General features: G+C 66.8%; 15 protein-coding genes. 10 read left to right on the top strand and 5 right to left on the bottom strand.

Annotation, left to right across the window (positions count from 1 at the left end; genetic code table 11):
- Positions 1 to 6: 6 nt before the first annotated feature.
- The 4 genes from ACIQC9_RS00595 to ACIQC9_RS00610 all read left to right on the top strand — a co-directional run bounded on the left by ACIQC9_RS00595 (position 7) and on the right by ACIQC9_RS00610 (position 7,087).
- Positions 7 to 1,818, top strand: a complete 1,812-nt coding sequence (locus tag ACIQC9_RS00595) for an alpha-amylase family glycosyl hydrolase (RefSeq protein WP_400611616.1) — start codon at positions 7 to 9, stop codon at positions 1,816 to 1,818.
- Positions 1,815 to 2,717 carry an ROK family protein gene (locus tag ACIQC9_RS00600; RefSeq protein WP_400611618.1) on the top strand — a complete coding sequence of 301 codons (903 nt, stop codon included), beginning with the start codon at positions 1,815 to 1,817 and terminating at the stop codon, positions 2,715 to 2,717. Before ACIQC9_RS00595 ends, ACIQC9_RS00600 begins: the two co-directional genes overlap by 4 nt.
- An 84-nt stretch (positions 2,718 to 2,801) precedes the next feature.
- Positions 2,802 to 5,672, top strand: coding sequence for a TonB-dependent receptor domain-containing protein (locus ACIQC9_RS00605; RefSeq protein ID WP_400611620.1), 2,871 nt, complete (start codon positions 2,802 to 2,804; stop codon positions 5,670 to 5,672).
- A gap of 20 nt (positions 5,673 to 5,692) precedes the next feature.
- The gene (locus ACIQC9_RS00610; RefSeq protein WP_400611622.1) at positions 5,693 to 7,087 is read left to right on the top strand and encodes a neutral/alkaline non-lysosomal ceramidase N-terminal domain-containing protein; all 1,395 of its coding nucleotides are present in this window, start codon (positions 5,693 to 5,695) and stop codon (positions 7,085 to 7,087) included.
- Here ACIQC9_RS00610 and ACIQC9_RS00615 read toward each other — a convergent pair.
- A complete protein-coding gene (locus tag ACIQC9_RS00615; RefSeq protein WP_400611624.1) occupies positions 7,084 to 8,082 on the bottom strand; it encodes a LacI family DNA-binding transcriptional regulator in 999 nt (332 codons plus the stop codon). The two genes, ACIQC9_RS00610 and ACIQC9_RS00615, sit on opposite strands and share 4 nt — an antisense overlap.
- A 157-nt stretch (positions 8,083 to 8,239) precedes the next feature.
- Between ACIQC9_RS00615 and ACIQC9_RS00620 the strand changes: the two genes are divergently transcribed.
- Positions 8,240 to 9,010, top strand: coding sequence for a GDSL-type esterase/lipase family protein (locus ACIQC9_RS00620; protein WP_400611626.1), 771 nt, complete (start codon positions 8,240 to 8,242; stop codon positions 9,008 to 9,010).
- Complete coding sequence (locus tag ACIQC9_RS00625) at positions 9,007 to 9,978, top strand: Gfo/Idh/MocA family oxidoreductase (protein WP_400611628.1); 972 nt, start codon at positions 9,007 to 9,009, stop codon at positions 9,976 to 9,978. The genes ACIQC9_RS00620 and ACIQC9_RS00625 overlap by 4 nt, the downstream gene beginning before the upstream one ends.
- An 18-nt stretch (positions 9,979 to 9,996) precedes the next feature.
- On the opposite strand, the gene ACIQC9_RS00630 is transcribed toward ACIQC9_RS00625, so the two are convergent.
- Positions 9,997 to 11,370, bottom strand: a complete 1,374-nt coding sequence (locus ACIQC9_RS00630; RefSeq protein WP_400611630.1) for a neutral/alkaline non-lysosomal ceramidase N-terminal domain-containing protein — start codon at positions 11,368 to 11,370, stop codon at positions 9,997 to 9,999.
- Positions 11,371 to 11,694: 324 nt separating this feature from the next.
- Here ACIQC9_RS00630 and ACIQC9_RS00635 point away from each other — a divergent pair, with 324 nt between their 5' ends.
- Together ACIQC9_RS00635 and ACIQC9_RS00640 are read left to right on the top strand one after the other, a co-directional pair.
- Positions 11,695 to 12,249 (top strand): type 1 glutamine amidotransferase domain-containing protein, encoded by a 555-nt coding sequence (locus tag ACIQC9_RS00635; RefSeq protein ID WP_400611632.1) that lies wholly within the window; start codon positions 11,695 to 11,697, stop codon positions 12,247 to 12,249.
- 265 nt (positions 12,250 to 12,514) lie between these two features.
- Positions 12,515 to 12,784 (top strand): hypothetical protein, encoded by a 270-nt coding sequence (locus ACIQC9_RS00640; protein ID WP_400611634.1) that lies wholly within the window; start codon positions 12,515 to 12,517, stop codon positions 12,782 to 12,784.
- A 32-nt stretch (positions 12,785 to 12,816) separates the two neighbouring features.
- Here the strand turns inward: ACIQC9_RS00640 and ACIQC9_RS00645 are convergent, their stop codons facing one another.
- On the bottom strand, positions 12,817 to 13,389 hold the full coding sequence (locus ACIQC9_RS00645; protein WP_400611636.1) for an arylesterase: 573 nt from the start codon (positions 13,387 to 13,389) through the stop codon (positions 12,817 to 12,819).
- A complete protein-coding gene (locus ACIQC9_RS00650; RefSeq protein WP_400611637.1) occupies positions 13,386 to 13,619 on the bottom strand; it encodes a hypothetical protein in 234 nt (77 codons plus the stop codon). The genes ACIQC9_RS00645 and ACIQC9_RS00650 overlap by 4 nt, the downstream gene beginning before the upstream one ends.
- A 179-nt stretch (positions 13,620 to 13,798) precedes the next feature.
- Between ACIQC9_RS00650 and ACIQC9_RS00655 the strand changes: the two genes are divergently transcribed.
- Both ACIQC9_RS00655 and ACIQC9_RS00660 read left to right on the top strand, forming a co-directional pair.
- Entirely contained in the window at positions 13,799 to 15,565 is a 1,767-nt protein-coding gene (locus ACIQC9_RS00655; protein WP_400611638.1) for an ATP-binding protein, read from the top strand.
- A gap of 384 nt (positions 15,566 to 15,949) precedes the next feature.
- Positions 15,950 to 19,255: a DEAD/DEAH box helicase gene (locus ACIQC9_RS00660; protein WP_400611640.1), complete on the top strand. Its 3,306-nt coding sequence runs from the start codon at positions 15,950 to 15,952 to the stop codon at positions 19,253 to 19,255.
- 123 nt (positions 19,256 to 19,378) lie between these two features.
- On the opposite strand, the gene ACIQC9_RS00665 is transcribed toward ACIQC9_RS00660, so the two are convergent.
- The gene (locus ACIQC9_RS00665) at positions 19,379 to 19,591 is read right to left on the bottom strand and encodes a hypothetical protein (protein ID WP_400611641.1); all 213 of its coding nucleotides are present in this window, start codon (positions 19,589 to 19,591) and stop codon (positions 19,379 to 19,381) included.
- Between the last annotated feature and the right edge of the window lie 153 nt (positions 19,592 to 19,744).

Raw genomic sequence — 19,744 nt, forward strand, 5'->3', positions numbered from 1 at the left:
ATCTGTATGGATGGTGCGCTCGCCGAGACGAGCCCGGCGCCTGTCGATCAGGCCGCTGGCGAAGCCTGGGCGCGGGCGACCGAAGCGCTGTCGGCGCTTTACGGCAGGACCCCCGGTTTCGAATCCTGGCTGGGCGATCTCCGCAGCCTCGTGTTTGACGCCCGCCGGGCCCGCTCGCCCGAACTGCGCGCCTGGGACGCCGCCAACCCGCCCGAAGGGTGGTGGCGGCAGGGACAGACCGTCGGTTATTCGACCTACGTTGATCGCTTCGGCGGCACATTCGCCGGCGTCGAGCACCGTCTCGACTACCTGTCGGACCTCGGGGTCACCTACCTCCATCTCCTGCCTTTCATGAAACCTCGGGCCGGAGAGAGTGATGGGGGATATGCCGTCGCCGACTTCGAAGACGTCAATCCGGAGCTCGGCGACCTGGGGCAACTGAAGTCCCTCCTGGGCGCCGCCCGCCGGGCCGGGGTGCAGGTGGTGGCCGACCTGGTCTGCAATCACGTCGCCGACGATCATCACTGGGCGCTCGCGGCCCGGCAGGGCGACCCGCGCTTTCGGGAGTTTTTCCACGTCTTCGAAAGCCGCGAGACGGTCGACGCGTGGGAAGCCCATCTGCAGGATGTCTTTCCCGACAGCGCGCCCGGCAGCTTCACCTGGTCGGACGAACTCGGCGCCTGGGTCTGGACCAGCTTCTATCCCTACCAGTGGGACCTCAACTACGCCGAGCCGCGCGTCTTCACCGCCATGACTTCGGCCCTGCTCAACCTCGCCAACCTCGGCCTCGGCGGCTTCCGCCTGGATTCCACCGGCTTTCTCTGGAAACGGGCGGGCACCGCCTGCCGCAATCTTCCGGAGGTCCATCTGATTCTGGCGGCCTGGCGGGCAATCCTGGACGTCGCGGCGCCGGGCGTGGTGCTGAAGGCCGAGGCGATCGATCGACTCGAAGAAGTGCTGCCCTTCTTCGGCGACGAAGCGATGCCGGAATGCGATCTCGCTTACGCGAACGGCGTCATGGCCGGCGCCTGGACCTCGCTGGCGCTGGCCGACGCGGAGCCGGTGCGACGGATGATCGAGGCCGGCGCCGCCCGACCGGCGCATGGAGCCTGGGTCAACTACGTCCGGTGTCATGACGACGTGATCTTCAGCGGGCTGACGCCCCATGTCTCAACCGAACTTCAGGCGAGGGCCGCGACGGCTCTGACACGGACGTCGCCGGCCACTTTCGGCAAGGGCGAGGTGTTCCAGGTTTTCGCTGGCGTGCCGAGCATCAACGGCATGGCGGCCTCACTGACGGGCGCGGACGACGCCGCCGATCCTGACGGCGCGGCGCGGCTCCTTCTGCTGTACGGCGTCTGTTTCGCGCTCGACGGCGCACCGGTCGTTTTCATGGGCGACGAGGTCGCTCTGGGCAATGACGAGACCTATCGGGACGACCCGGCGCGGGCCGCTGAGGGGCGCTGGCTGGGCCGGCCGGCGATGGACTGGGCCAAGGCGGAGATCGCCCGGAAGGGAGGCGCCGGACGCGCCGGCGAAATCTTCGCCGCGATCAGGCGGTTCGCAGCCCTCCGGGCCAGCCATACGGCGTTTGAGGCGCTCGGGCCCGTGAAGATTCTCGATGTCGAGGCCAACGGCGTCCTCGCCTTCGAGCGCGGCGGTGACGTTCGCCTCGTCTTGCTTGCGAACTTCAAGGGGGAGCCCGCGGTGGCGCGCTTCGGTGCGGAGAGCTGGGCTGACCTGATTTCCGGTGAAGCCGGGACGGGGCCGGTTGCTCTTGATCCCTGGGGCCTGCGGTGGCTGGAGCGAACGGCATGAGTTCCGTAGCCGGCATCGAACTGGGCGGTACACGCGCGGCGGTGACGGTGGGGCAGGGGCCCCAGGCGCACGCCGCTCCGATCGCAGTCGCGACGACCTCGCCCGACACCACCGTCGTCGCCCTCGGCGACGCTCTGGAGCGCCTGCAACGCGAAGGCCGCGGCTTTACGCGGATCGGAGTCGCAAGCTTTGGCCCCCTCGGCGTCGATCGCGATCGTCCCGACTGGGGTCGTATCGGCGCCACGCCCAAGCCTGGGTGGTCTCATGCGGATGTCGCGGGGCCGCTGTCCCGACGGTTCGGCGTCCCGGTCGTGATCGACACGGATGTCAACGCGGCGGCGATCGGCGAGGGGCGCTGGGGCGCGGCTGTGGGGTGCGGGTCGCATGTCTATGTCACCGTCGGGACCGGCATCGGCATGGGCGTGGTTGTGGACGGCCGGCCCGTGCACGGCGCACTTCATCCGGAAGCCGGTCATATCCGACCGCGGCGCCTTCAGGGCGACGGCTTCGCTGGACGCTGCCCTTGGCACGGCGACTGTCTTGAGGGGCTCGTCAGCGGGCCGGCTCTCGCCGACCGGTTGGGGGGCGCAGCCGACGACCTTGAAGACGCCCATCCGCTTTTCGCGCTGACCGGGGCGTATCTTGGCGAGGTGCTCGCTGCGGTGGCCCTGACGGCCTCGCCCCAGAAGATCGTCATCGGCGGGGGCGTGGGGCGCAGGCCCGCCGTCCTCGCGGCGGCGCGTTCGGCCTTTTCCGCCGCCATCGCCGGCTATGTGCCCACGATGGCGCCTGACGGGTCCGATCTGCTGGTCGGACCCGGGCTCGGCGAACATTCCGGTCTGTTCGGCGCTCTCGCCCTGGCCCTCGATGCAGAAGGAGTCTTGCAATCGTTTGCGTAGCGTGTTTGTCATAAGCTCAAGAGAGAATCCTCGACATTGAACGCAACCGATTGCGTGCCGGTGTACGAGGAGCGGGAGGAAAATATGCGCATCATCGAACGCCCTCGGGCGAACCTGTCCCTGCGCGCGCTCGCCCTTGGCGGCGCCGCCACGGCCCTGGCCCTCGGCCTGGCCGGTCCAGTCGCGGCCCAGACCGCGCCACCGGCCTCTTCAGACATTTCGCGCCTGCCGACGCAGGACGAGCAAGATCAGGAGGCGACCCAGGTCGAGGACATCGTGGTCACCGGCACGAGCATCCGCGGCATCCGACCGGTCGGCTCGGCGACGGTGTCCCAGACCCGCGAGGACATTCAGGCGACCGGGCTGACCTCGACCGCCGATGTGGTGCGCACCCTCCCGCAGCTGCAGAACCTCGGGATCGACGAGACCCGCAACTCGGGATCCCAGGACGCCGGCACCAATCACAGCCGTGGCACATCGCTGAACCTGCGTGGTCTGGGCGCCAACGCCACCCTGATGCTGGTGGACGGTCGCCGCATCGCGCCTTCCGGTACAACCTCGGCCTTCGGGGATCCGAACCAGATCCCGATCGCCGCCCTTGAACGCGTCGAGGTGGTGACCGACGGCGCGTCGGCCATCTACGGCACTGACGCCGTGGGCGGTGTGGTCAACTTCATCATCCGCAAGAACTACGACGGCGCCGAAATCACCGGGCGTTATTCTGCGGCGGACGGCTACGACCAATGGGGCGCCGCCGCCGTCGTGGGCCGGTCCTGGGAATGGGGCAACTTCGTCGTCGCCTACGACCATGACGACCGGCGCGCCATGCTGCGTGGTGACAGCCCCTTCCTGCGTCAGGACCTGCGTCCGTTCGGCGGCAACGACAACCGGATCAACGGTACGACGGTCACGGCGCGGGTTCCGGTGATCGTCACTTCCGGAGGCGGCGTGGTCCGCTACTTCAGCGTTCCCGAAGGCTACACGGGCGGTCCGCTGACCGCCGCGCAACTGATCCCCGGGGCCGATGTCGTCGATTCCGCCGACTACACCGACTATCTGCCTCATCGCGAACGGGACTCGCTCACCGCCTTCGGAAATCTGAACGTCAGCGACACCCTGAGCCTGTACTACCAAGGCTTCTTCAGCCGTCGGGACAGTGCGCTGCGCGGGTACCGCGTCGACACCGTCACCGTGCCGGCCTCCAGCCCCTTCTACATCGCGGGCCTGCCCGGGGTGGCGCCGGGCGGATCGCTGAGTGTTCGTTATCCCTGGTTCAAGGACTTCGGTCGTCGCTACACAATCGCCACCGAGCGGAGCTATTCCCAGACCGTCGGCCTGACGTGGGATGTCGGTCAGGACTGGCAGATCGACGCCTACGCCACCTATGCCCTGGCCAAGAACTGCCAGTGCGAGAAGGGGCCGAGCGCGGGCATCAACAATACGGCGGCGCTCAATGCCCTGATCGCGCGAGGGGACACCAACTTCAACCCGTTCGCCAATGCGCCGGTCAACGACTACATCAAGGAGCGGGTGTTCGGGGAGAACAACCTTCGAAACCGCACCGCCCTGACCGACATCGTCATCAAGATGGATGGTCCTCTGATGACCCTGCCGTCTGGCACGGTGAGGGCCGCCTTCGGCGCCGAGTTCGTCCGCCTCGACGGCACATACCGCAACGCCGGAACGACCACCAACGTCGATAACCAGTTCCGCACGACCTACTTCGGCGCCAAGACGCGGGATGTGAACTCCCTGTTCGGCGAACTGTTCGTGCCGCTCGTCGCCGAGGGCTCCAATATCCCGCTGATGCGCCGTCTCGATCTGAGCCTGGCGGCGCGCTACGAGCACTATTCGGACTTCGGCGACACCACCAATCCGAAGGTCGGTTTGACCTGGGAGCCCACCGACGATCTCGTGGTGCGCGGCACCTGGGGGAAATCCTTCCGCGCTCCCAGCCTGCAGGAGAACAACGAGGACGTCGTGACCATGTTCGGTCTGGCGCAATACTCGAACGGCTCAAGCGATCCGCTGATCCCGATCAGCAACCCCGCGACCGGAACATCGAATGTGTTCGCGCGGACCCAGGGCGGAAACAACAACCTCAAGCCGGAGGAAGCCACCACCTTCTCGATCGGCGCGGACTACAGCCCGTCCTGGCTGGAGGGGCTGCGCGCCTCGATCACCTACTACAACATCGACTATAAGGGTAAGATCGTCACCATCGGCGACCAGGCCTCGACCTTCCTCGCGACACCGGCCAACCGCGCCGCCTTCGCCGCCTATATCACGCCCGCGCCGCAGCCCAGCACCTGCGTCGAAGGCAATGTGTCGACCTACAACCCGGTCTACCGCGACCTGATCAACCGGGGCTATCCGATCCCGTTCAGTGCGACGCCATATTGCTCGCTGGTGGCCTACCTCAACGGCCAGGCCCAGAACCTGGGTACGGTGGAGCAGGACGGCATCGACCTGAACGTTGGCTACGACTTCGACACGCGGTTCGGGCAGGTGTCCAGCGGCGTCGCCTGGACCGAAATCCTCAACCTCAAGCAAACCCTGTCGCCGACATCGGGCCTCCTCGATGTGCTGGACACGCTGAACAATCCGGTCAGCACCCGCATCCGCGGAAACCTCGGTCTGCGTCGGGAGACGATCAGCGCCAACCTGTTCGTCAACTATGTCGGCGGCTATACCAACACCGCCCCGATCACCGTGGCCGGCGTCCGCCTCCCGGTGACCGAGATCGACAGCTGGACCACCCTGGACGCCAACGTCTCCTGGTTCGCGCCGGACGACGCCATGCCCTGGGCCCGGGGTCTGCGGGTCTCTGTGTCAGTCCAGAATCTGACCGACGAGGATCCGAACGTGGTGCTGACCGGCACCAACGCCTTCGATACCCAGCAGGCCAATCCCTATGGCCGGATCTGGTCGCTCGAAGTCACCAAGAGCTTCTAGGCCGAGAGGAAACCAGTCCCATGATGCGCACCACGCTCGCGGCCTGCGCCGCCGCCCTCATCGCCGCCGCCGCGGCCCCCGATTGCGCCCAGGCCCAGACTAGGCCGTCCGCGGCCGCCCCTGCCGCCAACCTGCGGGTCGGGGCCGCGCGCGTCGACATCACGCCCGCCCAGGGAGATCTGCCGGGGAACTACACCGGCGTGAACGACAACGTCTTCGCCCGCGCCATCGTCGTCGGCAACGGATCGACCAAGGCCGCCATGATCACCGTCGATATCGGCGGCATGTCGACGGAGACCTGGACCAATGTCGCGCGGCGCGCGGAACGCCTCGGCATTCCGACAGCCAATCTGATCCTCACCGCGACCCACACCCACAGTGTGCCGCGGCTCAGCGGCCAAGCCTTCGAAGACAAGGTTTTCCAGGCGATCGAGGACGCCAACAGCCGCCTGCAGCCGGCCGTGATGGACTATGGAACGGGCGTCTCATACGTGAACGTCAACCGCAACATCATCGACCCGGAAAACCGGCGCTGGTGGGAAGGCCCCAACTATGAGGGCGTGTCCGACAAGACCGTCGCCGTCGTTCGCTTCCGGACGCCGGACGGCAAGCCGATCGCCGTCTTCTACAACTACGCGCTCCACGCGGTCACCAATGGCCAGCTCGACATGATCAGCGGCGATGTGCCCGGGGAGGCCTCTCGCTATCTTGAAGCGACGCTGGGCGGAGACGCCGTGGCGGTTTGGTCCAACGGGGCCGGCGGGGATCAGAACCCGATCTACTTCAACCAGACCTATGAACTGCGCGACATCCGCATCGCCGAATACGCCACGCGCGGGGAGGACATTTCCAACTCCATGCCGCCCGGCGGCGTCGGCCTTGACCGCAACGATCCGCGCGTCGCCCTCCTCATGGAGCAGCAGCGCAATCTCACACGCAGCTATGGGGCCTTGCTCGCCGAAGAGGTGCTGCACGTGTCCCGCGATGGAATGGAGCGGCCTTCCGCTTCGGACGGCATCTTCGGCGCCCAGAAGGAGGTCTCGTGCCCTGGCCGGCGGCGGACCAACACCGGCCGAGGCGGCTACGCCGGCGAATATGTCGACGCCGACCCGATCAATATCCGGCTCAGCTTCCTGCTTGTCGGGGATGTCGCCATCGGCGGTGTGAACGGCGAGGTCTTCAACCAGATCGCGCGCCGCTATAAGGCCGAGAGCCCGCTCAAGCACACCATCTTTTCGTCCCTGACCAACGGGACGGCCGGGTCCGGCTACATTCCCAACGACGCGGCCTACGGGCAATACACCTTCGAAGTCCTTTCCTCACGCCTGAAACCGGGCTGTGCGGAGACTGCCATTGTCGACGGACTGCTGGACCTGATGGAAGGCGTAGAGGTCGTTCCGCCGCGGCGACGCTAGGATCTCGACGTGATCGAGTCCCGCTCGACGAGCTGGACGGGGAGGGTGGCGGAAGGCGTCTCCTCCCCCGCCAGCCGCCGGAAGAGGAACTCCACCAGGGTGGCGGCCCCACGCTTGAGATCCTGCCTGACGCTGGTGAGACGCGGATGGGCGTGATCGGCCACCTCAAGGTCGTCGAAGCCGACGATCGACACCTGGTCCGGCACCGAGACGCCGCCCGCCTGCAGCGCTTTCAGAGCCGACATGGCGATGAGGTCGGAGGCGGCGAAAATCCCGTCGAACTCGATCCCACGCGCCAGAAGATCCTGAACCGCCGCCAGCGCCGTATCGCCGGTGAAATGGGCCGGCAGGACCAGCGAGGGATCGAGCGCGAGGCCCGCACGCTCATGCGCCGCCTCATAGCCGCGCAAGCGCATCTGAACCTCGGGCAAGGGGGCGGCGCCCAGAAAGACGATCCGCCTGCGACCCGCCTGAATCAGGGCGTCGGTCGCCAGCCGACCGCCGCCGACGTTGTCGGAGCCGACCGAACAGTAAGCCTGCTCGGGCAGGTGAGCGCCCCAGACGACCAGGGGCAGGAAGGTTCGGGCGGCCTCGTTGAGCTCCTCGTGCTGATCGCTCTGACCCACGACGACGTAACCGTCGGCCTTTTGCGACTGGACGTGACGGGTCAGCCAGCCCGAGCGGGGAGAGGGGATGCGCGAGAGAAGAATGTCGTAGTCCCGCGCCGAGACCTCATCGGCCAGGTGGCCGAGCAGATGAAGGAAGAAGGGATCCGAGATCAGCTGGTCCGCCTCGTGGCCGAGCGGGATCGTCACGCCGATGGTCCGGGTCCGGTTGGATCGCAGACGCTGACCCGCCTGGTTGATGACATAACCGTGCTGCGCGGCGATCTTCTGGATCTGCCGCCGCGTCGCCGCCGGGATCAGGGGACTCTCCGCCAGGGCCCGGGACACGGTCGACGTCGAGACCCCGGCGAGCCGGGCGATGTCCGTCATTTTGAGCGCCCGCGCGGGCGCCTTTTGAGAGCGTGAACTGGCCATGCAAACGATTTACCGCAAGCCGTCCTGTTGCACTACAGCGTCGCTCGGCGGCTGGATGAAGTTGACCCGGGCCATCAGGCTTGTGCTCTCCGCCGCGGCGATAGGAGCGGCGATGGGTATCGCTTCCCAGCCCGCTCTGGCCCAGAGCCTGCCCGTGGGGATGGTCGAAGAGCCCTGCCTGCCGCCGCTCCCGGACCTGTCGCCGACCGCGACCGAGGCCGAGATCGCATCGCGCAGGGAGGCGATGATGGAGCGGCGTCGAGCGGACTGGGGCGGATTGTGCCGCCATCGACTTTCGAACGGCGCGCTTGGAACGCGGGCCGTCGAGGCTGTGTTCATCGGCGATTCGATCACGGAATTCTGGGAGGCGGCCTCGCCAGACCTGTTCCGCGACGGCGTCGTCAACCGGGGCATCGGCGCCCAGACCTCGCCCCAGATGCTCCTTCGCTTTCAGCAGGACGTCATCGCCCTGAAGCCGCGGGTCGTGCACATCATGGCGGGCACGAATGATGTGGCCGGCAACTCCGGACCAGGCCGACCCGAGGACTTCAGGAACAATATTCGATCAATGGTGGAGCTGGCCCAAGCCCACGGCATCGGCGTTGTAATCGGAGCGATCCCGCCCGCAGCGACCTTTTCATGGAGGCCCGGAATGGCGCCGGCTGGCCGCATCCGCGAGCTGAATGGATGGCTCAGGGATTACGCGCGCGAGCGCGGCGCGGTCTTCGTGGACTACCACGAAGCGATGCGAGGTCTCGACGGGGAGATGAGGCCGGAGCTCACCGCCGACGGCGTTCACCCCGACGCGGACGGCTACGCCGTCATGACGCCCCTCGCTCTGGCCGCCATACAGGCCGCCGCCGCAGGGTCGATGCCACGATGAGGCCGATCGGCGTCGGCCTTGTCGGCCATGGCGCATCCGGCGCCTTTCTTCACGGCCCACTTCTGGAAGCCGCCCAAGATTACGACATCCGGGCTGTGGTGACCGCCCGCCCGGAGAGCCTGGTCTTGCGTCGAGGCGCGCCGCGGGCGGTCGATCTCAACAGCTGCCTGGAGGCGACGGATGTCGAGCTGGTCGTCGTGGCGTCCCCGAACGCCATGCATTACGCCCATGCGCACGCCGCGCTCGAGGCCGGCAAGCACGTGGTCGTCGACAAGCCGTTCGTCCCGTCCGTCAGGCAAGCCGATGCGTTGATCGCCCTGTCAGAGCGCGTCGGTCGCACGCTGACCGTCTTTCAGAACCGCCGGTTCGACGCGGACTTCCGGACGGTTCGTCGTCTGGTCAGGTCAGGCGACCTCGGGAACGTCATCAGTTATGACGCGCGCTGGGACCGACAGGAGGCGGGGTCCAATGATCCTCGCCAACTCTTCGTCGATCTCGGATCGCACCAGATCGATCAGGTGATCGCGCTGTTCGGGGCGGCGACCAATCCTCGCCTTGAGCTCTGGTCACGTTCGACTCCTGACGGCGTCGCTGTGGGGTACGATCTTCATCTCGACGCAAACGCCGTCCGCTGCAGACTTTCAGGGCGGACGCTCACTCCGGCGATCGGACCCAGCCTTGAACTCCAGGCCAGCCGGGGCGCGGTAGTCTGCGAGCGTTCAGACCCCTTCGCCATGCTCATCCATTCAGGACGTCGCCCGTCCGATGAGGACTTCTGGAAAGGCGTCCCCAGGCCGACCGCCGTCCTCCATCTCGCAGGCCGTGAGACGCGTCTGCGGTGCTCGCCGAACGCATGGCGCCGCTTCTACGACCGGCTCGCAGGCGTACTGCGCGGCGCGTCGAAGCCGGTCGTCACCCATGAGCAGATGCGGCGAGTTGTCTCGGTGATGGAGACGGCTCAGGCCTGAGGGCCTGAACTCCCGTTGTCAGTACCGTAGGGTCGGAACCAGTCCGAGGACGCCGTCGACGATTGCGGTTTCTGCGCAACCGGGCTTCAGCCGGGTGTTCAGCACCGCGAACGTCTCATGCCCATAGGCCGCGTCTGAGGGCATGTAGCCCACATAACCATTGGCCCGCGTCAGAAGCATGGTGCGGGTAAAGGGCGATTCCCGCTTCAGACGCGAACCGATTTCCGAATACGGCGCCCCGTTCACCGAGCCGATCGCCACATCGCCGATCAGGGTGAGCCCATAGCGTACGGTCACGGGATCAGCATCCTCATAGGTTCCGGCGACTCCACCCCTGCCCTGGTTGGTGCGCACCCGTCCGGGGCATTGAGTCTCGCCCCGGGCGACGTGGATGTCGGCGTCCGTGACGCCGTCGGGCGCGTCGCGCATGACGCGTAGGACCTCCTCACCCAGCATGAGCCCTAGGGCCGCATTGACCTGCTTCTGTTGATCCATGAGCCGCGCGACCACCGGATCTGACCGGTCCAGACCCGTCCCGCCCGGAGGCGGCATGGCGATCCGGATATCTTCCCCGCGCGCTGCGTAGGCCTCGATCCGGCGCTCCCGCAGCTCGAAAGTCTGGTTGAAAAAGATGGGGTTCTGGTCGCCGTGGGCGCCAAGGGCGAAGGCGGCGACGAAATCGTCTCCGGTCGCGTCCTCGATATAGCGAGAGGCAGCGCCGGAAATGTCTCCGCTCACCAGGTCCAGCATTCCCGTAACGACGTTGAACACACCGTAGTTGTAATAGGCCGCTATCGGCCGCCCGGTCAGATCGTTGAACGCGAGCACGCTAACGGACTTGTCGGACGGTCCGTCGTAGTCGGGACCTTCCCACCATCGCCGCGTGGCGGGGTCGATACGGTCACGCTGAACATTGATCCAGGACTGTCCTTGCCCGAACGTCATCGCGGCAGGCCGAAGCCGGCTCCGCGCGTCGACGACCGCCTCGACGATCCGGCGCTCGAGGACGGCGGCAGCGGCGGAAGGGCCACCCGCGGCTGGACCGCCGATGGGAACGCTGTGCGTTCCGGTCCCGGCGATGAGCTGATGGTCCCGGGGAATGCCGGTCGCACTCTCGATGGCGGCGCTGACACGGGAAAAGGCCTCGTCACCGAGGCTGATGACATCGACAGTGACGAGCGCGAGTTGGGAGTCCCCGTTGTCGACGACGATGGCGCGCGCGTAAACGCGGTCCAGAACGCCGCCGTAGTGAGCGGGCAAGTTATCTGCAGACGGCGTCACATCGACCCTGGCGGCGCCGACGCGGAGCACGTGACGGTTCTGGGCCCAGGCGGGCTGCCCGAAAACGACGGCTGCCGCCATCATCAGGGCCATGACAACGCGTGTGCTCATGGGTGCCTCGCAAACGATTGCATGAGACCTACCTTATCCGCCGGACGACCGCGTGCAAGACGCTTTCAGGGTCGGACGCTGGTCGGACGATCGGGACCGGAGGGCGGACGCCGCTTGCCAGTGAGGAAATCCGCCGTGACGCCCGTTGCTGTCGAGGGCAGCCGAGCAGGCTGCACAAGGACCTTTAGACCAGGCTGGTACGTTACGCCGGATGCCAGGGCAGGCATCGGCTACGGGCTGACGACTGAACGACGACGGCGTCGCAGGGAACGCCCCGCTTCTCAAAACGCTCATGAGGCCCTGTCTCAAGCACGGAGTCCTTGAATGGCCGCCTCACTCACCGGAAAAACCATCGCCGTCCTCGCGACCGACGGCTTCGAACAGGTCGAGTTGACCAAGCCGGTCGAGGCGCTGAAGGCGGCGGGCGCCAAGGTCGAGATCGTCTCGCCCAAGGCCGGCGAGATCCAGGGGTTCAAGCATCACGACAAGGGCGACACGGTCCCGGTGGATCGTGAGCTGGGGCGCGCGGACGCCGCGACCTACGACGGCCTCATGCTGCCCGGCGGCGTCATCAATCCGGACGCCCTGAGGCTGGAGGAGGGCGCGATCAGCTTCATCCGGGCCTTCCATGAAGCCGGCAAGCCGATCGCCGCGATCTGTCACGGGCCATGGACCCTGATCAACGCCGGCGCCGTAAAAGGGCGCAAGATGACGTCATGGCCGTCCCTGCAGGCCGATCTCGAGAACGCCGGCGCGACCTGGGTGGATGAGGAAGTCGTCGTCGACAACGGTCTGGTGACCTCCCGCAATCCGGACGACCTGCCGGCCTTCTGCGCGAAGATGGTGGAGGAGTTCGCGGAAGGGCGACACGACGACTGACAGGCATGACGTCTTGGACACGTCGAAATCTGAACGCCTGATCAGAGGCCGGCTCTCCGCTCGTCCGGGCAACGCGCTCTGACGACGGCAGTCCCACTGGCGCCTGTGCGGGCCGGCAAGATGCGCAGACGGAATGCGCCGCGCGTCTCGCGAACTGATCGATCCGGCTCGCATCCACCCGTCGTACCCGTCCGGCTCAAACCGAAGGGTTCTGTCAGGAGCGCCTTAGCCCCGGGAGTGGCATGTGACGCAGGGAGAGGCCGGGATGTCGAAAAACGCCGAGCTTTCAGGTGCGGGCCGACTGGATTGCGGGGACGCAATCGCCAAGGTGACCTACGTCATCGCCCTTGGCTCAGGTCAGGGCGCGGTCGCCGAGGGCCGCCTCAGGGGGAACGTGCGTGATCTGGTCTCGGCCCTCGGCGGTGGTCCAAGAATTCTGACCCTTGAGGGTGGGGGCGTCCTCAGGGTGCAGGTTACGCGACTTGGCCCGGCCAGCGGCGAGGCGCAGTTCGTAGTTCTGGACGCTCCGGCTTGAGTCGATCACTGATCGTCCCGCTCCGGCGTCGATCAAGTTGAGCGTTGCCTATCCAAGGCGCCCAGAACCTCGGCGACCTTCGGCGCCAGCCTGCGGGCCATCACGTCGACGCCGCTCGCATTGGGGTGGATGCGATCCGGCAACACAAAGGCCGGGTTAAGGGCGACCCCCTCCAGCAGGAAGGGGTCCAGCGGTATGTTTCTCGCACGGGAGAGTCTGGGGAACAGGCCGTCGAAGCCGACCGCGTACATTCCGAACCAGGGCGGCGCACGCATGCCGCAGAGCATCGCCGGAATGGATTTCGCCTCAAGACGGTCGAGGATGGCGTCAAGGTTGCGCGCGATCCTGTCCGGCGAGATGAGCTGCATCATGTCGTTCGCGCCGAGGGCGACGATGCAGAGATCGGTGCCAGCGGCGACGTCCTTTTCCACCCGCTTCAGACCGTCGGCGGTCGTATCGCCGGAAACGCCTGCGTTGCGCACTTGCGTCAGCACCCCGCGTTGCTCCAGCGCCGCCTGAAGCCGCGACGGCAAGGCCTGCGCCGGGCGAAGGCCGTAGCCCGCTGTCAGGGAGTCGCCCAGCATGGTGATCCGGGTCCGGCTCACGCCGCCTGGAATTCCCGGAACACGGGCTCGGGCGCAAAGCCCATCGACGGGTTGGCCAGAACGCCGACGGGACGTTCTCCGTCATAGACGGCGATAGTCTCATAGCCGGGCCATAACCGGGTCAGGCCGGCGGCTTCAGCTCTGGCCGTTTCATCGTCAACGGCGCTGAGCACGGCGATTTCCCGGACGGGAACGCCCGGTGTGTTGACGATGCAATAGTAGGAATTCACTGGATACTCTCCCGACGCGGCGTCCCGAACGACCCGCAGCGCGTGAGGTTCCGAAAAGTCCACCGACGAAACCGGGAATGCCGAAAAGCGCCTTGGCGGACCCCGGTGGGCGTGGGGCTGGATCTGGATTCACGGGATATTGGGGAACTGGCGTTAGCCCGGACCCGGGGAGATCGCACATGATCCGGTTGGAAGCTCTGGGCGCATTGCTGTCGGCGACGGCGCACGAACGTCGCAAGCAGGTTCCGGTCCGGATACTGCTGGCCGGTCTGGTCGCCTGGGCCCTGTACAGCGTCGGTCGGGCAGACCTGATCGCGGTGTGGTTCGCCGCCGTCGCCCTCATCCAGGCCTTCGAGATCGCGGCCATGTTCCGGTTTCGTCAGTCGACCCGCACGCCGGGACCCGTCGATGTCCTTCTGGCGCTCGCCTCGGCCTTCGCCATGGCTGCATTGTTCGCCGGCACGGCAGTGGCGATCTGGCACATGGAGGGTCGCGGGCTTGAGGGCTTCGCCATGCTTATCATCGCCGGCGGGCTGTTGACGAACGTGGCCTCCGGCATCGAGGCCCGGCCGATCTTTTTCACCGGAGCCACGCCCTACCTGATCGCCCTCGTCGCAATGCCCGTCATGGCCGCCATGGGCTCGCCTTCAGGCGATCCGGTTCTCACCGGCCTGGGATCGCTTTTGTACATCGGCTGCACGCTCACTGTATATGCGCGCGTACACGCCGGGCGTCGGGCCGAGCTCAAGGCTCTCGACGAGGCTGAACACCGGGTTCAGCAGGCCGAGGCCGCGATGGCCGACCGGGCGTCAATGGCCGCCATCATCAGCCATGAATTACGCACGCCTGTCAGCGCCATCCACGCGGGCGCAAAGGTCATGCGCGAGGACGACGACCCCACCCAGCGTCGACAGACCGCCGAGCTCATCGTCGACGCCAGCGACCTGATGACCCGAATGCTCAACGATCTGCTCGATCACTCCAAGATGGAGGCGGGCGCGATGACGCTCGAGACCCGCGACTTCAACCTTGCGCAGCTCGTCTCCGACACCCATCGTTTCTGGTCGGCCGCAGCCGCGGCCAAGGGGCTCGCCGTGCGCTCTTCCAGCGTCGACCCCGATCTGTGGCTGAAGGGCGATCCTCATCGCCTGCGCCAGATCCTGAACAACCTTCTGTCCAACGCCATCAAGTTCACTCCAGCCGGAGACATCGCCGTTGATGTGGAGGTCGACTGCGCCACCGCGCCAGCGCGCGCCCTCCGGATCACCGTGCGCGACCAGGGCGCGGGCATCGCGGCTGAGGCCATGGATCGGCTGTTCGCGCCCTTCGCCCAGGGATCGTCCGAGGTCGCCAGAACCTACGGCGGGACGGGCCTAGGCCTCAAGGTCAGCCGCGATCTCGCCCGCTTGATGGGCGGGGACCTCACCGTCTCCAGCCGTCCCGGCGCCGGCGCCGCCTTCACGCTCGCGGTCGCGCTGGCCCCGGGCGTATCGGCGCCCCGGGTTCTCAGCGAAGACGTTTCGCTCTCATCGCGGTCTCGCCTGAGAATTCTGGCCGTCGACGACCATGAGATCAACCGCCGGACGCTCGCCCTCGTGCTCAAGCCTCTGGATGTAGAGCTCACGACGGCTTCGGATGGAGCGGCGGCGCTGGATGTGCTGGGTCGACAGACCTTTGATGTGGTGTTGATGGACGTGAACATGCCGGGCGTCGACGGCAACGAAGCGACGCGACGGCTGCGCGCCTCTTGCGGCGTCAACGCCGATATCCCGGTCATCGGGTTCAGCGCCGGGACCGAGGCCAGTCAGATCGCCGCGTGTCGGGCAGCCGGCATGACGGACTGGCTCCCCAAGCCGCTTGAACCGCATCGCCTCTATGAAGCCCTGAACAGGGCCGCGAGGCCGAATCCGGCTGACGCAAATCCGAAGCCGGCAGCCGCGGCCTGACGCCGACACCAACCGTTGAGCCTCCCGGTCGAGCCTGAAGGCCTGCCTTTGCGGGATCAGGCCGCCCGGACTGGAGAGTTCTGTCCGGTCAGGCCCGGTTGACGTTGAGGCCGAGCGTGTTGAGACCTCGCCGGTAAAAGGGGCGCGGCGCGCTGGCGCAACCTTTTCCCACGGTTTTGCGACCCCAGCCGGGCGGCTAGATCGGCCCAAGCGAAATCTTCGCGCTTTCGCCGCACCGAAGAACTCTTGAGTGTCTGGTTGCGGATAGAAATCCCGTCCGCTTGCCCCGGGACACGCCGACGTCTCCAAAACTTCGCGTCGATCGCACGACGGGCAGAACCGGATCCGCTCCACCGTGTTGCACTGGCCCAAGGGGCGCGCTTCATGACCGACACCATACCCAAATCCGGACCGTTGCCCCTCGTTGACGGCCCGGCGCCCCTCACAGAGCGCCCAAAGGCGTCTGTCCGGCCGCCGGCCGCGGCCATCGCTGCGCGCCTTGCGCAGGCCTGCGCGGCAAGTCGGGATCGCGATGTCATCTTCGTCGCCGCGAGCGAGCGCCGGGCCGACGAGATCGCGCGCGCCATGCAAGCCTTCGCCGCGAGCGAGCCGCTCACGGTTCTGGTCTTCCCGCCCTGGGATTGTCTACCCTATGACCGGGCGCTGCCGTCGCGCGAAAGCATGGGGCGCCGGATGGCGGTGCTGGCTCATCTCGCCCGGCAAGACCGTTTCCGCTGTCTTGTCGTCACCTCGCCCGAGGCGATGATGCAGCGCGTCGCACCAGCAAAGGCCGCATGCGACAGGTTCGATCTCGTCACAGGCGAGACGCTCGATCGGGATGCGCTGCGGGCCTTCGCTGACCGAACCGGCTATCTGCATGATGAGCGGATCGACGAGCCGGGAGAAATCGCCATCCTCGGCGAGGTCGTCGACGTCTACCCGCCCGCCGCCGCCACGCCGTTTCGCATCGTCCTGCAGGAGGACGGGCGGATCGCGGAGATCAAGGCCTTCGACCCCCTGACCCAGCGGTCGCAGGAAACAGCGTCGGCTGTGCAGCTAACGCCTGCCTCAGAGTGGGTCGATCAGGGCGAACCCCCGACAGAAGCCGGTCGACTGGATCTGGCCGAGCACTACGGAATGACATTGGGCGATCTCTTCGCGCTGCTTCCTGACGGGGACATAGTCCTGGATGGCGGCGTCGGCGATCGCATCGAGCAGGTCGCCGACCAGATCCGCGAAGCCTTTGAGGCGCGGCGCGACTTCGGCGGTCCGGAGGAGGCGCGACCTACCGATCCCGACAAGATCTATCTGACAGCAGACGACGCCTTCAGGGCGCTCGAACCCGGCCGCGAGCTTGAGGTCGATAAGATTTCGCCTCCGCCCGCCTTCGCCCTCGAGCGGGCGCCCGGCTCCGCCCTGAAACGATATGTCGTGGCCCAGCAGGACAAGCGTCGGACCATCGTGATCGCCGGGCTTGCGCATGAGCTGAAGGTGATCGCCCGTCTTCTGAAGCGAGCCGGTCTGGAGACTCCGGACAGCCTCGACGGGTGGGACGCCGTCGCGCGTGTCAGGCCGGGCGGTTTCGTCTCGATCCTGGCCGATCTGGACGGGGGCTATGAGGACGCCGGTGCGGGCCTGGTCGTGCTGACGCCCACGGACATCACCGGCGGGCGGCTGGCGCGAGGCGGCGGCGTTTCGGCCAATCCGTTCGGCGACACCGACATCCGGCCGGGCGACGTGGTGATCCATGAAGACCACGGCCTCGGGGTGCTTCAGGCGCTCGACACCATCGAGGCGGACGGCGTTCAGAGGGATATCGTGAGACTTGAGTACCATGGGGGTGCGACCGTCCTTGCGCCGGTGGAAGAGTTCGATCGCATCTGGCGATACAGCTCCGAGCCGTCGACGGTTACTCTGGACCGGTTGAACACCCAGGGCTGGGCGACCCGGCGCGCTGAAGTCAGCGCCCAGATCGACGCCACAGCGGCTCACATGGTGGAAATGTCCAGGGCGCGCGCCGCTGCCGGGACGACGCCCGTTGCTCCGCCGAGCGCAGCCTACGCCCGGTTCGCCGCCCGATTTCCTTTCCCCGAATCCGCTGACCAGCTCTCCGCGATCAAGGCGGTGCTCGAGGATCTCGCCTCGGGCCGACCCATGAACCGCCTGGTCTGCGGCGACGTCGGGTTCGGAAAGACGGAAGTTGCGCTCAGAGCCGCCGCGGCCGTCGCATTGTCAGGTCGCCAAACTCTCCTCGCCGCGCCCACCACTGTTCTGGCCAGACAGCACTACGAGACGTTCCAGAAGCGCTTCGAAGGCACGGGCGTGAAGATCGCTCACCTCTCCAGGATCGTCGATGCAGCGGAGAGCCGGGCGGTGAAAGCCGGTCTGGCGGACGGCTCAATCCAGATCGTCGTGGGCACACAGAGCCTGGCCGATGACAAGGTGGCCTTCGCAGATCTCGCCCTTGTGGTCATCGACGAGGAGCACCGCTTCGGCGCGAAGCTCAAGGCGGATTTGGCCGCCCGCGCGCCGCACCTGCTCGCCATGTCGGCGACGCCCATTCCCCGCACCCTCCAAAGCGCCCTCGTCGGCGTCCAGGATGTCAGCATCATCGCCAGCCCGCCGGCCCGACGCCGGCCGATCCGGACCTTCCTTGCGGACTACGACGCCGGCTCCCTGCGATCGATCCTGCTGCGCGAAAAAAGCCGGAGCGGTCAAAGCTTCGTGGTCGCGCCCAGGATCGAGGACCTTGAGTCGCTCGCGGTGGAACTCAAAACCGTGGCGCCCGAGGCCCACCTGGTCGTGGCCCACGGTAAATTGTCCGCCGATGAGCTCGACAGCGTTATGACCGGGTTCGCCAATGGTCGTGGAGACATCCTCCTCGCCACCAACATCATTGAAAACGGTCTGGACGTCCCGCGGGCGAACACCATGGTCGTCTGGCGTCCGGATCGTTTCGGGCTCGCCCAGCTCCATCAGCTCCGCGGCCGGGTCGGTCGCGGTCGCCGTCAGGGGTTCGCCTATCTTCTCAGTGATCCGACGACGCCGATGGCCGAAACGACGCGCGCACGGCTGCAGACGCTCGAGGCTCTGGATCGCTTGGGCGCGGGGTTCGCCGTCAGCGCCCGCGATCTCGATCTCCGGGGCGGGGGGGACCTCGTCGGGGATGAGCAGGCCGGGCACATTCGCCTGATCGGCGCCAGCCTTTATCAGCGGGTTCTCGGGCAAGCGATCCGCGCAGCTGGCGGAGAGGCAGACCCCGAGGCCCTTCGGCCGAAGCTGAATCTGCCCGTTCGCGGGAGCTTGCCCGAAGACTACATCCCGGATCCGGTCGTGCGCATCAATCTCTACGCCCGACTTGCCCAGCTGACGACGGCCGACGGGATCGACGCCCTCCATGAAGAGATCGAGGATCGGTTCGGGCCGCTGCCCGACGCGGCCGAGGCCCTGGTCGGCTCAGCTCGCCTGACCGCGCTCGCCGTCGCCGCAGGCGTGACCGAGGTGGTGTCCGGTCCAAAGGCGATGGCGCTGACCTTCGGACGCCATCGGGCGGAACATCTGTCCGCCCGGATCGTCGCCAATGACGAGCGCCGCTGGTCGGGCGCGCGTCTGATCCTTGAATCCGAAGCCGCCCGGCGACAGGACCTTCGATTTCTGGAGACCGTTCTGGACGAAATGGCGGCGGCCTGATCATACCGGCCCGGTGGGAGGCGTTTGTCGGGCAATGGGCCGGCGCATGACATCGGCACAAAGCCCCAAAAGGCGCGACGGCGGTCAGGCCCGGTCATTCGATTTGCGGTCGGCCCGCCGCTGTCAGGGCACGACGCGACGCATCGTCCGGAACGTGACGGAGTAGCGAAGCGCGTCGCCCGGGACGATGCTGTGCTGCCAGTCGTCGCGAGCGGATCCATCGAGCAGATAGGCCGAACCGGGTTGAAGGGTTTGCGAGGTCCGCCGCCAGCCTTCCGGGCCGGGTCGACGAAACCGCAGCGTGCAGCGGGACCCGAACGACAGACCGACGACCATGCCATATTCAGGTTGTCCCGGTGCCAGCCGATCCCCGCACCGGGGGCGTATTCGGTGACGAGAGCCTGAACCAGATCGGCGGCAGGTATGCCGGCGAACTCAGCCGCCGCAGTGCGCAGGGAAAGCAATCCTTCGGGGAGGGCGTCGGCAGGA

Source organism: Brevundimonas sp. NPDC092305 (assembly GCF_044755415.1).
Classification (GTDB): domain Bacteria; phylum Pseudomonadota; class Alphaproteobacteria; order Caulobacterales; family Caulobacteraceae; genus Brevundimonas.

Coding starts and splice junctions, on each gene's coding strand:
- ACIQC9_RS00595 (WP_400611616.1), top strand. CDS start 7: ATGGATGGTGCGCTCGCCGAGACGAGCCCGGCGCCTGTCGATCAGGCC.
- ACIQC9_RS00600 (WP_400611618.1), top strand. CDS start 1,815: ATGAGTTCCGTAGCCGGCATCGAACTGGGCGGTACACGCGCGGCGGTG.
- ACIQC9_RS00605 (WP_400611620.1), top strand. CDS start 2,802: ATGCGCATCATCGAACGCCCTCGGGCGAACCTGTCCCTGCGCGCGCTC.
- ACIQC9_RS00610 (WP_400611622.1), top strand. CDS start 5,693: ATGATGCGCACCACGCTCGCGGCCTGCGCCGCCGCCCTCATCGCCGCC.
- ACIQC9_RS00615 (WP_400611624.1), bottom strand. CDS start 8,082: ATGACGGACATCGCCCGGCTCGCCGGGGTCTCGACGTCGACCGTGTCC.
- ACIQC9_RS00620 (WP_400611626.1), top strand. CDS start 8,240: ATGGGTATCGCTTCCCAGCCCGCTCTGGCCCAGAGCCTGCCCGTGGGG.
- ACIQC9_RS00625 (WP_400611628.1), top strand. CDS start 9,007: ATGAGGCCGATCGGCGTCGGCCTTGTCGGCCATGGCGCATCCGGCGCC.
- ACIQC9_RS00630 (WP_400611630.1), bottom strand. CDS start 11,370: ATGAGCACACGCGTTGTCATGGCCCTGATGATGGCGGCAGCCGTCGTT.
- ACIQC9_RS00635 (WP_400611632.1), top strand. CDS start 11,695: ATGGCCGCCTCACTCACCGGAAAAACCATCGCCGTCCTCGCGACCGAC.
- ACIQC9_RS00640 (WP_400611634.1), top strand. CDS start 12,515: ATGTCGAAAAACGCCGAGCTTTCAGGTGCGGGCCGACTGGATTGCGGG.
- ACIQC9_RS00655 (WP_400611638.1), top strand. CDS start 13,799: ATGATCCGGTTGGAAGCTCTGGGCGCATTGCTGTCGGCGACGGCGCAC.
- ACIQC9_RS00660 (WP_400611640.1), top strand. CDS start 15,950: ATGACCGACACCATACCCAAATCCGGACCGTTGCCCCTCGTTGACGGC.
- ACIQC9_RS00665 (WP_400611641.1), bottom strand. CDS start 19,591: ATGGTCGTCGGTCTGTCGTTCGGGTCCCGCTGCACGCTGCGGTTTCGT.